General features: G+C 66.8%; 13 protein-coding genes. 8 read left to right on the forward strand and 5 right to left on the reverse strand.

Features of this window, described 5'->3' with window-relative positions:
• Nucleotides 1-14: 14 nt before the first annotated feature.
• The 5 genes from HWY37_RS26480 to mpl form a co-directional block, all read right to left on the reverse strand.
• Entirely contained in the window at nt 15-2,498 is a 2,484-nt protein-coding gene (locus HWY37_RS26480; RefSeq protein WP_176090226.1) for a sensor histidine kinase, read from the reverse strand.
• Nucleotides 2,485-3,156: a response regulator transcription factor gene (locus HWY37_RS26485; protein ID WP_175207732.1), complete on the reverse strand. Its 672-nt coding sequence runs from the start codon at nt 3,154-3,156 to the stop codon at nt 2,485-2,487. Before HWY37_RS26485 ends, HWY37_RS26480 begins: the two co-directional genes overlap by 14 nt.
• Nucleotides 3,157-4,213: 1,057 nt before the next feature.
• Nucleotides 4,214-6,118 (reverse strand): ribonuclease catalytic domain-containing protein, encoded by a 1,905-nt coding sequence (locus HWY37_RS26490; RefSeq protein WP_175207733.1) that lies wholly within the window; start codon nt 6,116-6,118, stop codon nt 4,214-4,216.
• Nucleotides 6,119-6,191: 73 nt separating this feature from the next.
• A complete protein-coding gene (locus HWY37_RS26495) occupies nt 6,192-6,794 on the reverse strand; it encodes a YqiA/YcfP family alpha/beta fold hydrolase (protein ID WP_176090227.1) in 603 nt (200 codons plus the stop codon).
• A gap of 29 nt (nt 6,795-6,823) precedes the next feature.
• Nucleotides 6,824-8,194 carry a UDP-N-acetylmuramate:L-alanyl-gamma-D-glutamyl-meso-diaminopimelate ligase gene (gene mpl, locus HWY37_RS26500; protein ID WP_176090228.1) on the reverse strand — a complete coding sequence of 457 codons (1,371 nt, stop codon included), beginning with the start codon at nt 8,192-8,194 and terminating at the stop codon, nt 6,824-6,826.
• A gap of 94 nt (nt 8,195-8,288) precedes the next feature.
• Between mpl and HWY37_RS26505 the strand changes: the two genes are divergently transcribed.
• The 8 genes from HWY37_RS26505 to HWY37_RS26540 all read left to right on the forward strand — a co-directional run bounded on the left by HWY37_RS26505 (nt 8,289) and on the right by HWY37_RS26540 (nt 15,487).
• Entirely contained in the window at nt 8,289-8,822 is a 534-nt protein-coding gene (locus HWY37_RS26505; protein ID WP_176090229.1) for a TlpA family protein disulfide reductase, read from the forward strand.
• Between the two features lie 89 nt (nt 8,823-8,911).
• Complete coding sequence (aroQ, locus tag HWY37_RS26510; protein ID WP_013391376.1) at nt 8,912-9,346, forward strand: type II 3-dehydroquinate dehydratase; 435 nt, start codon at nt 8,912-8,914, stop codon at nt 9,344-9,346.
• Between the two features lie 87 nt (nt 9,347-9,433).
• Nucleotides 9,434-9,892 carry an acetyl-CoA carboxylase biotin carboxyl carrier protein gene (accB, locus tag HWY37_RS26515; protein WP_175207737.1) on the forward strand — a complete coding sequence of 153 codons (459 nt, stop codon included), beginning with the start codon at nt 9,434-9,436 and terminating at the stop codon, nt 9,890-9,892.
• Nucleotides 9,893-9,901: 9 nt separating this feature from the next.
• The gene (gene accC / locus HWY37_RS26520; RefSeq protein WP_175207738.1) at nt 9,902-11,248 is read left to right on the forward strand and encodes an acetyl-CoA carboxylase biotin carboxylase subunit; all 1,347 of its coding nucleotides are present in this window, start codon (nt 9,902-9,904) and stop codon (nt 11,246-11,248) included.
• A gap of 102 nt (nt 11,249-11,350) precedes the next feature.
• A complete protein-coding gene (gene prmA, locus HWY37_RS26525) occupies nt 11,351-12,280 on the forward strand; it encodes a 50S ribosomal protein L11 methyltransferase (protein WP_176090230.1) in 930 nt (309 codons plus the stop codon).
• A gap of 24 nt (nt 12,281-12,304) precedes the next feature.
• The gene (locus HWY37_RS26530) at nt 12,305-13,822 is read left to right on the forward strand and encodes a DUF3426 domain-containing protein (protein WP_176090231.1); all 1,518 of its coding nucleotides are present in this window, start codon (nt 12,305-12,307) and stop codon (nt 13,820-13,822) included.
• 12 nt (nt 13,823-13,834) lie between these two features.
• Entirely contained in the window at nt 13,835-14,776 is a 942-nt protein-coding gene (locus tag HWY37_RS26535) for a carbohydrate kinase family protein (RefSeq protein ID WP_175207741.1), read from the forward strand.
• A 207-nt stretch (nt 14,777-14,983) separates the two neighbouring features.
• Complete coding sequence (locus HWY37_RS26540; RefSeq protein WP_175207742.1) at nt 14,984-15,487, forward strand: outer membrane lipoprotein; 504 nt, start codon at nt 14,984-14,986, stop codon at nt 15,485-15,487.
• Nucleotides 15,488-15,795: the final 308 nt, after the last annotated feature.

Consider the following 15,795-nt stretch of genomic DNA (forward strand, 5'->3'; position numbering starts at 1 on the left):
GCGCCGCGCCCAGCCTACGGATGCGGCGTGTCCGTCACCAGCCGGATCCAGTTCTGCACGAAGCGCGAATGGCGGCGCTGGTCCAGGCCGACCAGCAGGGCGGGGCTGAGCACCACCGGCTGCACGATGCCTTGCGACCGCGCCAGCACCGCTTCGGAGGTCCAGCGGCCGGGCGTGTCCTCCATGATGGAGCCCAGCGCGGCATGGCTGGACGCCACCTGTTGCCCAGCCGGCGACAGCAGCCAGTCCACCAGCGCGCGTCCCAGCTCGGGGCTGGGGGCCTTGCGCGCGATCAGCACCGAACGCGCCAGCACCAGCACGTAATCCTGCGGGAACACCACGCCTATCGGGCTGCCCGCGGCCTGCCGCGACAGGGCGTAGGAGCCGAGGATGTTGTAGCCGATGTCGATCTCGTCGTTCTCGATCGCGTCCAGGATCTGGGCGCTGGTGGCCGACAGCCGCACGCCGGCCTGGCCCATCGCGTTGGCCAGCCCCCAGAAGTTCGACGACACCAGCTCGTCCTGTTCGGCCAGCAGATAGCCCAAGCTGCTGGCCGAAATATCGTAGGTGCCGATGCGGCCGCGCAGTTTCGCCGGATCGCGCTCCAGCAGGCGCAGCAGGTCCTGGCGCGAGCGCGGCACGGTGGCTTCGGTAAAACGCTTGGGGTTGTAGACGATCACCGCCGGCTCGAAGGTGAAGCCATAGACCTCGTGGCGCCAGATGGCCCAGGATGGCAGCTTGGCGGCATAGGGCGAGGAATAGCTCAGCGCATAGCCGTCGTTGGCCAGCCGGATCTGCAGGTCCGAGGCCGAACTCATCAGCACGTCCACGTCCTTCAGTTGCCCCGCCACGGCGGCCTCGTAGAGTTCGCGGCTGCCCATCTCGCGGTACACCACGGTCACGTCCGGCCGTTGCGACTGGAAGCCCTGGATCAGCGGCGCGACCACCGGCGTGTCCGTGGGTCCGGCGATGGTCAGGACCCGGGAGGTGGGCTGCGGCGCCGGGTAGCGGGTGACGATTTCGGGAACGTCGGCGGCGCGCACCTCGGCGGGCGCGGTGCCCAGCAGCAGCCCCGCCAGGCACAGCGCGCCCAGGCAGGCCGCGGCCGCGCGTCCGGGCGCGGAGCGCGCCAGCGGCAGGATCACGCGCGCCGTCAGCCCGCCGCCGGGACGGTCCTGCAGCCACAGCGAGCCGCCATGGGCCATGGCCACCGAGCGCACGATGGACAGTCCCAACCCCGAGCCGGGCTGCGATTCGCCGGCCCGGCCGCGGGTGAAGCGCTGCTGCACCGCGTCCTTTTCGTCGTCGGCCACGCCCGGGCCGCGGTCGGACACGGTGAGCGCCACGCGGAACCCCGCCACTGGCGTGGCCTGGATGTCCACGGTGCCGTCCGGCGCATAGCGCAGCGCGTTGTCCACCAGATTGCGCAGCATCTCGCGCAGGGCCACGCGGTCGCCGGCGATGCGGGCGCGGCGGACCTCGGGCGCGATCTCGATGCGCAGGCGCTGCGCCTCCAGCGGGCCGATGCGGCGGCGCGTTTCGTTGATGGTTTCGGCTACGCCCACGAGGGTGCGCGAGCCCTTGCCCAGGCGGTGGGTGATGGTGGCGTCCATCAGCAGCTGGTTGATCAGCTGGCTGGCGTGCGTGGCGTTGAGGTGGATGCGTTCCAGGCGCGCGTGCAGCCGCTGCGGATCGGTCTCGTCCAGGGCGACCTCGGCCTGCGCGCGCAGGGAGGCCAGCGGCGTGCGCACCTGGTGCGCGGCGTCGGCCACCAGGGTATTGAGCGTGCCCATGATGCCGGACAGGCGCTGCATGAAGGCGTTCAGCGCCTCGACCAGCCGCCGCACTTCGCGCGGCACCGGCGTTACCAGCGGCGCCAGGTCGTCCGGCGCGCGGTTGCGCAATTCCCGCTCCACCACGGCTAGCGGCGCGAAGGCGCGCTGCACGCCGAACCAGAGCAAGCCCAGCGCCACCAGCGACACCACCACCAGCGGCAGGGCGGTGCGCCCCAGAATTTCGTCGGCCAGGGCCTCGCGCGAGCCCAGCGTCTCGGCCACGCGCACGGTGACCCAGCCCGCGTGCTGGCTGGCGGACACCAGCCGGCCCACGGTGGCGACGCGCACGGGGTCGTCGTGATAGCTCAGGTAGGTGAACACCGGCGTGGCGGACTGCGCCAGCGGCATGCCGGGCGCCAGGTCGTCGTAGCCCGTGATGAGGCGGCCGTTCGAGGTGCGGGCCTCGTAGAACACGCGTTCGCCGCCCGACAGCATGGCCAGCGAGGATACCGGTGGTTCGACGGTGACGTTGTTGTCCTCGATCTGCACCGAACCGGCGATGGTCAGCGCCGAGGCCGCCAGCAGCCGGTCGAACGCCTGCTCCGCCGCCCGCTGCGCGTAGCCGCGCAGGAAGAACACCAGCCCGATCAACGCGCAGGCGAGCAGCAGCACGCCCAGTGTGAAGACGCGGCGGCGGATGGAGAAGTTTTCAGGGCTGTTCATGGCTGCGGGCCTGATAGCCGACGCCGCGCACGGTGACGATATCGATCGAAGCGCCGGCCAGCTTCTTGCGCAGCCGCGATATCAGCAGTTCCAGCGCATTGAGCGTGCCATCATCCAGGTCGAAGAGCTGGTTCATGAGGCGCTCCTTGGCGACGGTCTGGCCCAGCTTGCCCACCAGGATCTCCAGCAGGCGGAATTCACGCCGCCCCAGCTCCAGCGGCGCGCCGGCCACGCTGACGTTGCGGTTGGCGAGGTCCAGGCTGAGGTTGCCATAGACGGTGACGCTGCTTGTCTGGCCGGCGGGACGGCGCATCAGCGCGCGCAGCCGCGCTTCCAGTTCGCGCAGGTCGAAGGGCTTGACCAGGTAGTCGTCGGCGCCGAGGTCCAGCATGTCGATCTTGTCTTCGATTTCGGAGCGCGCGGTCATGACCAGCACGGGCGCTTCCAGCCCGGCGGCGCGCAGCTCCCGGATGACGGTGAAGCCATCCTTGCCGGGCAGGTTGATGTCCAGGACGAGCGCGTCCCAGGTTTCATCCAGCCCCCACCGCAACGCCGCCACGCCGTCGCGCACCCATTGCACGCTGTGGCCGGCGAAACGCAGCTTGCTTTCCACGGCATCGCCGAGATCGAGATTGTCCTCGACCAGCAAAATGCGCATGTGTTGTCTCCGTGTCTTTTGTGGATTTTGGGGGAGTTTAATGGGGTGTGGGGGTTTGCGGTTGTTGGTTTGTGGTTGTTTGTTGCGGGAGTTGTTGGTTCTTGAGACGCCTGTCGCGTCGGTGGCCTGCGGTGCGCGGGGCAACGATTGCGGTCCGGAGCCTTCGCTCCGGACTTCCCCGTCGTCATCTTCGTCACCGCCTGCGGCGGTTCCTTCAGATTCCCTCGGGCTTATCGACGCCCCGCGCACCGCAGGCCCCCGACGCGGCAGGCTGCGCTGGTTGAATCTTTACGGGCGCTGGGGCGGTCGGTGTGCTTGGCGTTCTGGCCACGGCCGAGGGGTGGGGGCGAGTCTTGCGGGGCCCGCCCCAGGCCGGCCGCGCGGGCGGCCTTTTGGGGCTTACGCGGTGTCTTGCGTCATGGGATGACGCTGCGCGCTGGTGGCGTTGATCGCATGTAATCCGGCATCGGTGGATGGCGGTTTGACGGGTTACGCGCGTTTGGTTGTAGAGGCTTTCCTTCGAGTCAGTTGGGCTGCCATCATTCTGCGTCTGACGCGGGCGCCGGACAATCGCCAGTTCAACACCGCTGCCGGATGGGTGGCGCGCGCCAGGTCTGCATGCGCAAGCGGCTGTCCGTCGCGCGCCACCCATCACCGCCCATCCCCCAAGAGCTGGGGACCATCAGCAAACCGTTCGTTGCATGCGCGCGAGCGAGCACAATCGAAATTTCAAAAATCACGTATGTCATTATCGGCCGCCCGCGCGGCCGATAATGGCGGGCAGCTCAAGAATCGTGCCTGACCACGGCTCTAGCAGCGTTCCAAGCCAAGAATTAAGTAGCTCGTCGGCGCGGATGACGTGACGGCTCGCAACCTCGATGCGCCCGACGGAATCCGAAGGCAGCCGCCGCAGGCGGCCACGAGGATGAGGATGGGGCAGTCCGGAGCGAAGGCTCCGGACCGCAATCGTGGGCGCGAGCCGTCACGTCATCCGCGCCGACGAGCGGCCTACGAAGAACTCGCTGGCTGACCTCAACAGCCCCCAGAGCAGAAGCCCTTACTCCTGCCCACCCACAGCAGGACTAATCTCCCCGATATACCGACAATCCAACTCCAGAGACAACTCATCCATCCCCAGAATATCAATCTCCACAGCCGTCCCCCGCTCCAGCTCAGGCATTCCCCCCACCCGAGTCACCAGCGGCGCATTCGCGAACCGCACCAGGTCCTCGCGCAGCACGTGCGCCACCGTGCGGGTCACGTTGTGCTGCTTCAGCCAGCGCAGGCACCAGTAGCGCTCCATCGCGCTCTGGAACTCGGCCCAGGCCGCGTATTGCGCATCGAACGCGCCGATGATGGCGAACAGGTCCGCGTCGCGCGGCTTGAACGGCGCGACCAGGCGGGCGGAGACGCCGTGCTCGACCGCGGCGATCAGTTGCCACTGGTTTACCAGGTCCACGTAGCGGCGCAGCGGCGACGTGCTCCAGGCGTATTGCGGCACGCCGATGGCTTCATGAGGCAGGGCCTGGGTGCTCATGCGCACGCGGCCGGCCTGTTGTGAGCGGTAGATGCCCGGCACGCCGTGCTGGTGCAGCAGGCCGCCCCAGAGGTTGTTCGCCAGGATCATGTATTCCGCCACCATGCGGTCCAGCGGCGCGTTACGCTGGCGCGGCACCAGGCGCACCGGCGTGTCGGGATCGTCGGGGTTGCCGTCCAGGTAGAAGCTGTATTCCACCCGCGAATTGTTTTCCGGCTTGCCGCGCACGTTCTCGCGCTGGGCCGACAGGGCTTGCGCAAGCTTCCAGAGCGGTCGCAGCCAGTGGCCGTAGGGCAGCTCGGCCGACGGGTCGGACAGGCTGGCTTCCGTGACCTGGGCGTCCAGCATGTTGTGGCGCAGGTTCTCGCGCACCACCACGCGCTCCAGGCGGGTTTCGGATTCGATGACCTCGCCGGTCTCCGGGTCGGCCACGACGTACAGGGACAGCACCGGCACTTCGCGGCCGGCGTCCAGCGAGAACGCCTTGATGACGTTGTCCGGCTGCATCGGGATCTTGTCGCCCGGCATGTAGACGGTGGACAGGCGCGCGCGCGCCAGCTTGTCGAAATCGCTGTCGCGGGTCACGCTCAGGCCCGGCGCGGCCACGTGCACGCCGACGCGCAGGCGGCCGTCGGGCAGTGTGGAGACGGACAGGGCGTCGTCGATTTCCGTGGTGGTGACGTCGTCCACCGAGTAGATCTCGGCGTCGGACAACGGCAGCTCGCGGTCGATGGGAGGCAGTTCCAGGTCGGGGAAGGCCAGCCCGCGCGGGAAGTTCACGGCCAGGAAGCGGCGTTTGTGCAGGGCCAGCGCGTGCGGCCACGCGCCCAGTTCCAGCAGCAGGCGGTCGGGGCTCTTGCCCAGCTTGGCGCAAGCGGCGTCCAGCGCCTTCCATTGCTGCGAATTCTTGTCCGGGCGGATCAGAAGGGATTCGGCGGCCTGGGCGATGGGCTCGGGCAGGCGGCCGGCGGCCATTTCGTCGACCCACTCCTGCTGCTGCTCGGCCTGGCGTTGCTTCTTTTCCAGCGCGGCCAGGGCGGCGGCCAGGATGTCGGGCGGGGCGGGGCGGTAGCGGCCCTTGCCGCGGCGGTGGAAGTACGCCGGCGCGCCATGCAGGCGCATCAGCAGCGCGGCCTGTTCCACGGGCGTGGGGGCGTGGCCGAAGTAGTCGGCGGCCAGGGCGGGGGAATCGAATTCGTCCTGCGGCGCGCATTCCCACAGGAATTGCAGGTCCAGCGTTTCGGCAGTCGCGGCCGCCTGGCTCATCAGCGCGGCCGGTTCGGGCGCGGCGAAGGTGAACAAGGTGTTGGCGCGCTTGATCTTGCTGCGCTTGCCGGATTCCGACTCCACCTGCAGGCTGGCATCGGTCTCGGACAGGATATTGCCGGCCTTGAAGCTGCCGTCGTCTTCGTAAAACACATACATGGTGGGGATCGTCCTGGGCGGCGCGTACGCGCCGCCTTGCGCAGCTATATAGAGTGTAGAAGTCTGATACTGATTATTGGGGGCGAACCTGCTTGTCGCCAAGGGCGAATTCAAGCACTTCGGGCATCCATTCCGCGAAATCGGACAAACCGTGGTCGCTGCCTTGCACGATGCGCTGGCGGCAGCCCGCGTACCGGTCGCGCATTTCGCGCCAATCCAGCACTTCGTCGCCGGTGGCCGCGACCAGGAAATAGCGGTCGGGCTGGGTGATGCGGGGGGCGTGGATGGCGGCCAGTTCGTCCACGTATTCGGGCCGGAAGACGAACGGCGCGTCGGAATGATACATGCGGTGCTCGCCGACCTGGGTGGCGAGGTCGCGCGCGGCTTCCACGGCGGGGTTCAGCAGCACTGCCTTGCAGCCCAGCTGCTCGGCCAGCCAGGTGGCGTAGAAGCCGCCCAGCGAAGAGCCGATCACGGTCAGCGCCCGGGGGGAGCTGGCGCCGTCCAGCTGGCGCCTGGCGATATCCATCGCCAGCTCGATGGCCTCGCGCGGGCTGGCGGGCAACTGCGGGCAGGCCCAGTCCGCAGCCAGGCCGCGAGCGGCCATGGCATCGGCCATCATCCGGGCCTTGAATGAGGTCGGCGAGGAACGGAAACCGTGCAGATAGAGAATCATGTCTCGCCTTTGCCGTGTCGTCCGCGGGATCAGCCGCGCGCCTGCAGGGCGTCCAGCAGCTTGCCGTGCACGCCGCCGAAACCGCCGTTGCTCATGACCAGCACCTGGTCGCCCGGGCGGGCGGCTTGCGCCACGGCCGCGACCAGCGCGCCGATGTCATCGTAGCTGGAAGCCCGGTCGCCCAGGGGCGCCAGTACTTCGGCCGGATTCCAGCCCAGGGCGTGCTTGCCGGAATGCGCGCCAAAGCAGAACACCAGGTCGGCGTCGGCCAGGGCTTCGGGCAGGCGGGCCGCCATGGTGCCCAGCTTCATGGTGTTGGAGCGCGGCTCCAGCACGGCCAGGATGCGGGCCGAACCCACCTGGCGGCGCAGGCCTTCCAGCGTAGTGGCGATGGCGGTGGGGTGGTGGGCGAAATCGTCATAGACCTTGACGCCGTTGACCGTGCCGCGCAGTTCCATGCGGCGCTTCACGCCCGCGAAGCGGCTCAGGGCCTCGATGCCTTGCGCCACCGGCACGCCCACGTGTTCGGCGGCGGCCAGCGCCGCCAGCGCGTTCATGCGGTTGTGTTCGCCGCTGAGGTTCCAGCGCACCGTGCCGGCGGTCACGCCGGCGCGCAGTACGCTGAAGGCGCCATCGGCGTCCGGCGCCGTCGCCTGCCAGGCGCCATCGGCGCCGAACGTGACGGTTTCAGACCAGCATCCGCGGGCAATCACACGGTCCAGTGCGGCGTCCCGCGTCGGGCGCACGATGCGGCCGGAGCCGGGAATGGTGCGCACCAGGTGGTGGAATTGGGTCTCGATGGCGGCCAGATCGGGGAAGATGTCGGCGTGATCGTATTCCAGGTTGTTCAGGATGGCCGTGCGCGGACGGTAATGGACAAACTTGGAGCGCTTGTCGAAGAAGGCCGTGTCGTATTCGTCCGCCTCGATCACGAAGGGCAGGCGCGACGGGTCGTAGCGGGCCGACACGTGCAGGTCCTGCGCCACGCCGCCGATCAGGAAGTTGGGCGCCATGCCCGCGGCTTCCAGCACCCAGGCCAGCATCGAGCTGGTGGTGGTCTTGCCGTGGGTGCCCGCCACCGCCAGCACATGCTGGCCGGGCAGGATGTTGTCGCCCAGCCATTGCGGGCCCGACACGTAGCGCGCGCCGGAGTCCAGGATGGCCTCCATCAGCGGATTGCCGCGGCTGACAACGTTGCCGATCACGTACAGATCGGGCTTGAGCGCCAGTTGCTCGGCGCCGAAGCCTTCGATCAACTCGATGCCTTGTTCGGCCAATTGCGTGCTCATGGGCGGGTACACGCCCGCGTCGCAACCAGTGACCTTGTGGCCGGCGGCGCGCGCGATCAGCGCCAGGCCACCCATGAACGTACCGCAGATGCCAAGAATATGCAGGTGCATTGAAAACTCTCCTGTCCTGCATTGTATATATATAGAGGGAGGGCCCGTGGCGGCGGGCGCGGCGCAAAACGGCGGCAGCGGTTATGATCGCGCCATGAATCGACGCCTACTTCTTTCCGCCGGCGTGGCCATAGCCGCCACGGTTGCGGGCGGCTATACCCTGATGGGCCGCAAGCCCTCGACGCCGGCGCCGGGCGCAGATGCCGGCGATCCCGTCGCCGGCCTGATGCAAATGCAGCTGCCCGACCTGAACGGGGCCACGCATACGCTGTCGGGCTGGAAAGGCCAGCCCATTGTGGTCAATTTCTGGGCAACCTGGTGCGCGCCTTGCGTCCGGGAGATGCCTGAACTCGACGCTTTGCAGAAAAAATATCCGAATGTCCGATTTGTCGGCATTGGTGTTGATTCAGCCGCGAACATGCAAAAATTTGTCGAGAAAGTGCAAGTTTCCTATCCCCTCTGGGTGATAGGCGCAGGCGCCATCGATACGCTGCGCAAGCTGGGAAACCCCAGCGGCGGTCTGCCTTTTACTATTGTTTTCAATGCAGATGGCGGAATTAACCGGAAGATATTGGGTGAAATTCAACCCGATGATCTGGACCGCACTTTATCTGGTTTAAAGGCGTAAGTCTGTTGGACAAATAGTAGGAATTGGCGTAAAAAGCTGGTTTATCGGCTGTTTTGCCAACAATTGGCAAACCACTCATTGGCAAGCGCATGGCGCAAAACATACTGGTATTGCATGGCCCGAATCTGAACCTGCTCGGCACCCGAGAACCTCACATCTACGGCAGCCTCACGCTGCAACAGATCAACGAGGGGCTCGAGCTGCTCGCAGGCGAACTGGGCGCCACGCTGACAGCGTGGCAAGGCAATCACGAAGGCGCGCTGGTTGACCGCATTCAGGCGGCCCGGCAAGACGGCACGGACTTCATCATCATCAACGCGGCGGCATATACGCACACCAGCGTCGCAATTCGCGATGCGCTGGCTGGGGTCGCGATCCCATTTATTGAAGTACATTTGTCCAATCTGTATAAGCGAGAGCCTTTCAGGCATCACTCTTATCTGTCCGACTTGGCGGTGGGCCTGATCAGCGGCCTGGGCGCGGACGGCTACGAGGCGGCTTTGCGCTACGCAGTGCGGCACTGATCTCGCACCAACTCACGGCATTTACATCTTATACGGCACGGACCCGACGAAGGGACGTTGCCGACACTATCTCGGGAAGCAGCTTCTATGGACCTCCGAAAACTCAAAACCCTGATCGACCTGGTGGCTGAATCGGGTATCGCCGAGCTGGAAATCACCGAAGGCGAAGGCAAGGTGAGGATCGTCAAGTTCTCGCAGACCTTGCAGCCGGTCGCCTACCACCACCCCGAAGCCGGCGTGCCGGTCGCGCCGATGGCCCAGGCCGTTGCTCCGGCCGCTCCCGCCGCCGCGGAAGCCGCGCCGGTGATCCAGGGCCATGTCGTGAAGGCTCCGATGGTCGGCACGTTCTACCGCGCGCCGAACCCGGGCGCCGCCCCGTTCATCGACGTCGGCGCCACCGTCAAGGAAGGCGACCCGCTGTGCATCATTGAAGCCATGAAGCTGCTCAATGAGATCGAAGCCGACAAGTCCGGCGTCATCAAAGAAATCCTGGTCGAAAACGGCGAGCCCGTCGAGTACGGTCAACCCCTGTTCGTCATTGGCTGATAGCTGAAAATGTTCGAAAAAATCCTGATCGCCAATCGGGGCGAAATCGCCCTGCGCATTCAGCGCGCTTGCCGCGAGCTGGGCATCAAGACCGTGGTGGTGCACTCCGAGGCCGACCGCGAAGCCAAGTACGTGCGCCTGGCCGATGAATCGGTGTGCATCGGGCCCGCGCCGTCGCGTGAAAGCTACCTGAACATGCCGGCCATCATTTCGGCGGCCGAAGTCACGGACTCCGAGGCAATCCACCCGGGTTACGGGTTCTTGTCCGAAAATGCCGACTTCGCCGATCGCGTCGAAAAGAGCGGCTTTGTCTTCATCGGTCCGCGTCCCGACACCATCCGCCTGATGGGCGACAAGGTCAGCGCCAAGCGCGCCATGATCGAAGCCGGCGTGCCGGTGGTGCCGGGTTCGGAAGGCGCGTTGCCCGACGATCCGCAGGAAATCATCCGCATTGCGCGCGAGGTCGGCTATCCGGTCATCATCAAGGCGGCAGGCGGCGGCGGTGGCCGCGGCATGCGCGTGGTGTACACCGAGGCCGCGCTGCTGAACGCCGTCACGATGACGCGTTCCGAAGCGGGCGCCGCGTTCAACAATCCGGAAGTCTATATGGAGAAGTTCCTTGAGAACCCGCGCCATATCGAAATCCAGGTGTTGGCCGACGGCGGCCGCAACGCGGTCTGGCTGGGCGAGCGCGACTGCTCCATGCAGCGCCGCCACCAGAAGGTCATCGAGGAAGCGCCGGCCCCTGGCATCGCGCGCCGCCTGATCGAGCGCATCGGCGACCGTTGCGCCGACGCTTGCCGCAAGATGGGCTACCGCGGCGCGGGCACGTTCGAGTTCCTGTATGAAAACGGCGAGTTCTATTTCATCGAAATGAACACCCGCATCCAGGTCGAACACCCCGTCACCGAACTGATCACCGGCATCGACCTGGTCCAGCAGCAGATCCTGATCGCCGCCGGCGAGAAGTTCACGCTGCGCCAGCGCGACATCGAATTCAAGGGCCACGCGATCGAATGCCGCATCAACGCGGAAGATCCGTTCCGCTTCGTGCCCAGTCCCGGCCGCATCACCAACTGGCATACGCCGGGCGGTCCGGGCGTGCGCATCGATTCGCACGCGTTCAACGGCTATTTCGTGCCGCCGAACTACGACTCGATGATCGCCAAGGTCATTACCTACGGCGATACGCGCGACCAGGCGTTGGCCCGCATGCGCACCGCGCTGTCGGAAATGGTGGTGGAAGGCATTTCCACCAACATCCCGCTGCATCGTGAAATGCTGCAGGATGCCCGCTTCATCGAAGGCGGCACCAGCATCCACTACCTGGAACACAAGTTGGCGCAGCGTCCCTGAGCCGCGATCCGGGGCTTTGGCCCCGGGCCGTTCCTGTTTTGTTTTACGGTCGAACGGGCCGCGGCGCAAGCCGCGGCCCGTTGGCCAGATGGAAGAATAATCATGCGTGAACTCGTGCTCCATTGCCTGGAGGCGCAGGCCGAAGCTCTCTCGGACGCCCTGCTGGAAGCGGGCGTGCTGTCGGTGTCGGTCGAAGACGCCGACCTGGGCACCGACGACGAGCGTCCCTTGTTTGGTGAGCCGGGCACCGAGCCCGACGTGCAGGCCTGGGACCGCAACCGCGTTGTCGCCCTGCTGCCCGACGGGGCCGATCCCGCGCAGATCATGGAAGAGGCCGCCGCGGCCGGCGAGCTGGATCCCGCCGTGTTCGAGGGCTGGAGCCTGCGCGACGTGCCCGACGCGGATTGGGTGCGCCTGACGCAATCGCAGTTCGGGCCCATCCACATCGCCGAACGCCTGTGGATCGTGCCCAGCTGGCACCGCGACAACCCCGACGTTCCAGCCTTCGAGCCGGACGCGTCCGCCCAGGACGGCGCGATCCACATCGAGCTGGATCCGGGCCTGGCGTTCGGCACGGGCAGCCATCCCACGACCCACCTGTGCCTGGCCTGGCTGGAGGCCGAATTGCCGGCCGGCGCCACGCTGCTGGACTACGGCTGCGGCTCGGGCATCCTGGCCATCGCCGCGCGCAAGCTGGGCGCGGGCCCGACCCAGGCGGTGGATATCGACGCCCAGGCGGTGCAGAGCACGATCTTCAATGCCGAGGTCAACCACGTCGAGCTGCAGGCCATGCTGCCCGACGGGCTGGCGGAAGGCACCTTCGAAGTGGTGGTGGCCAACATCCTGTCCAACCCCTTGAAGGTGCTGGCGCCCATGCTGGCAGGACGCGTCGCCGCGGGCGGCCATCTGGTCCTGTCCGGCGTGCTGGAGCGCCAGGCCGAGGAAGTGGCCGCCGCCTATGCGCCCTGGATCGCCATGTCGGTCTGGCGGGCGCGCGACGGCTGGGTGTGCCTGCACGGCCAGAAGGCCTGAGCGCCGCCGCAGCAGGATCGCTCCATGGCCCTGACCACCCGTTGCCCGCAGTGCGGCACCACCTTCAAGGTGGTGCCTGACCAGCTCCGGGTCCGTAATGGCCTGGTGCGCTGCGGAGCATGCTCGACCGTGTTCGACGGGCGCGCTTGCTTGTTGCCGGTAGCGGGCGCGGCGCCGCAGCCGGCAGTGTCGGCGGCTCCGGTGATGCCGGAGATGCCGGCCGCGGGCCAGGCCGCACCGGTCCTGGCCACGCCGGCGGTTCCCGCCGTGGCCGCGGCGTCGGTTACGCCGCCGGCTCCCGTTGCTCCGCAAGTTCCGGTGGCGCCACACGTTTCGCTCGCCTCGCAGGTCCCGGTAGCGCCGCAGGTTCCGCCCGTCCCGCAAGTTCCGGCAACTCCGCAGGTTCCGGTCACCTCGCATGTTCCGGCGGCTCCGGCGGTTCCCGCCGTTCCGCAAGCGCCTGCCACGCCAGCGGTCCCCGCGTATCGGCCTGCAGCGGCGGCGCCCGCGGCAGACCCTTTCGTGATCCCTCCCTGGGATGACGAACCCGAGCCGTCCCGGCCCGCCATGGCGCCCGCGACGCCTGCTTCCAGCGCACCCGCGATTCCGCCGGCAGTCCTGCGCGGCCGCGACGACATCCGCCGACGTGCCGAACCTGAGTCGGGCGTCCAGGAGCATGAGCATGACGAGGCCGATGAGCCGGCCGACGACGATATCGCCGATGACGACGATCAGCCGCGCTGGACCTTGCCCCCGGTTGCGCAGACCGGCCATCGCGCCGATCCCGCCCCGCGCGGCGCGCAAGCGGAGCCGGCCTTCACCATCGGCCGCGCCCGCGCGGACGTGCGCGACGAAGAGCGCGACGACGAATACGACAACGAGTACGCGGACGAACACCGCGACGACTATGATCCCGACCGCGATGCTCCCGACCGCGACCAACCCGGCGAGCCGGTGCTGGGCGACACGCGCACGCGCTATTCCAGCGCCACCGACGTGGGCCGCGCGCCGCCCGAGTTCCTGGACCAGGATCGCCAGGAACGGAACGGTCTGCTGCGCAAGTTGTGGGGCTATGCCTGCCTGGTCGGCCTGATCGCGCTGGGCCTGCAACTGGTGTACGCGTACCGCACCGATATCGCCAATTCCGTGCCGGTCCTGCGGCCGGTGCTGGAGACCGCGTGCCAGCAGTTGGGCTGCACCGTGGGGTACGCGCGCCGCCTGGATCGCATCCACATTCTTTCGTCGTCGCTGCAGCCGCCGACCGGCGCCGCGGCGATCGATGATGGCCGCAGCCGCCTGGTGCTGACAGTGAATTTACGCAACAGCTACGACAAGCCGCAGCACTGGCCGGCGCTGGTGCTGGACCTGAACGACCTGTCGGATACGGCGGTTGTGCGCCGCGTGCTCAGGCCCGAGGACTACCTGACGCCCGAGCAGCTGCGTGGTCCTTTCGCGCCCAATAGCGATCTGAAGATCTCCGTGCCCATTGAAGTGACCGGCGTCCAGGTCAATGGCTACCAACTCGATAAATTCTTTCCTTGAGGGATGACTGACATGGCGACCCCTGTCCTGGTTTGCGGTTCGATGGCGTTCGACACCATCGCGGTGTTTGAAGGACGTTTCAAGGAACACATCCTTGCCGATCGCATTCAATCGCTGAGCGTGTCGTTCCTGGTGCCCAGCATGCGCAAGGAATACGGCGGCTGCTCCGGCAACATCGCCTACAACATGAATCTGCTGGGCGGCAAGCCCGTGCCCGTGGCGACCGTGGGCGTGGACGCGGACGAATACCTGGAACGCCTGTCCAAGCTGGGCATCGACACCAGCCGCGTCAAGGTCATTCCCGAGACCTTCACCGCGCAGTGCTTCATCACAACCGACCTGGACGACAACCAGATCACGGCCTTCCACCCGGGCGCCATGTCGCACGCGGCGGAGAACGACCTGAGCGACGCCGACGCGGCCTGGGCCATCGTCGCGCCGGATGCCAAGGAAGGCATGTTCGCGCATGCCGAACGCCTGCATAAGCGCGGCATTCCGTTCATCTTCGACCTGGGCCAGGCCATGCCGCTGTTCGACGGCGCGGACCTGGAGCGCATGCTCAAGTTGGCCCAGGCGCTGACGGTGAACGACTACGAGGCAGGCATCGTGGAACAGCGAACGGGCCGCAGCATGGAAGACATCGCCCGCACGCTGCAGGCCGTGGTGGTGACGCGCGGCGCGGAAGGCGCCACCTTGTTGACCGAAGGCAAGACCATCCAGATCGAGCCGGTGCGCGCGGCCCGGGTGGTGGACCCGACGGGCTGCGGCGATGCGCAGCGTGGGGGCCTGCTGTACGGCTTGACCAGCGGCTGGAGCTGGGAAGACAGCTGCCGTCTGGGCAACGTCATGGGCGCCATCAAGATTGCTTCGCGCGGGCCGCAGAACCACGCGCCTTCGCGCGCCGAGATCGACGCCGTGCTGCACGCGACCTACGGGATTCATCTGCCCGTCTGAGGGCTCGGGGAACCCGCCGCGGCGATCGCGGTCGAAGAGCTCCAGGGAGATGGGAAGCGGCGTTTTTCGCCGCCTCGTCCGACCGCGTTTTCCGCCGTGTTTTCAGCTTCTGGCGGTGCGTTTCAGTGTGTTGCAGCTGCGCTGGGCGCGCCCTTGGCCCGGGGTATGATGAGTGCATCGTCGGCAATGGCCGATCGAGGAGTCCAAATGAACCAAACCAAAACTTTTTCCCTGGTCACGCCGCGCGCGGGTCGCTGGCTGGCCATCGCCGCTGTCGTAACCTCGATGGCGGTCCTGGGCGGTTGCGCCAATCGCAGCGCGTCCAGCGGCGTCTACAGCTATGACCAGGCGCAGCGCGAGCAAATCGTCCGCACTGGCACGGTCACTGGCGTGCGCCCCATCGTGATCCAGAACGACAAGTCCAGCGGCGTCGGCATGGTGGCAGGCGGCGCGCTGGGCGGCGTGGCGGGCAATGCCATTGGCGGCGGCACCGGCCGCACCATCGCCACCGTGGGCGGCGTCATCCTGGGCGCTCTGGCAGGCAATGCGATCGAAAACCAGACCGGCAAGAATTCCGGCTATGAAATCACGGTGCGCCTGGATAACGGCGAAACCCGCGTCGTGGCCCAGGAAGCGGATGTGCCCATCAGTGTCGGCCAACGTGTGCAGGTGATCAGCGGCGCCGGCCCGACCCGCGTCACGCCGATGTAAGTCCAGTCTTGCGCGCCGGTAAGCCGGCGCGGCATGGCAAAGCCCCCATCCAGGGGGCTTTTTTTATTCCTGGCGTCCTGGGCATAAAGGGGGCCGGGGCGCCAGAGATCGCGCAAGCGTAAAAATCTGTCGCTCGGCAGCAACGCGGCACCCGAGGATTTACCCGCGAAGGTTACGTTTGCCAGCCTTTTCTCGCGATTTCCTCCATAAGTTTCATGGCGATTCAACAAACGTAGTGCCATGATTGCGTCTGCGATCGACGTCGCATTGCGAAAATCATGTAACTGAGTGCATCTGCGCGTCGACCT

The sequence above is a fragment of the Achromobacter anxifer genome (assembly GCF_903652925.1).
Taxonomy (GTDB): Bacteria; Pseudomonadota; Gammaproteobacteria; order Burkholderiales; family Burkholderiaceae_B; genus Achromobacter; species Achromobacter anxifer.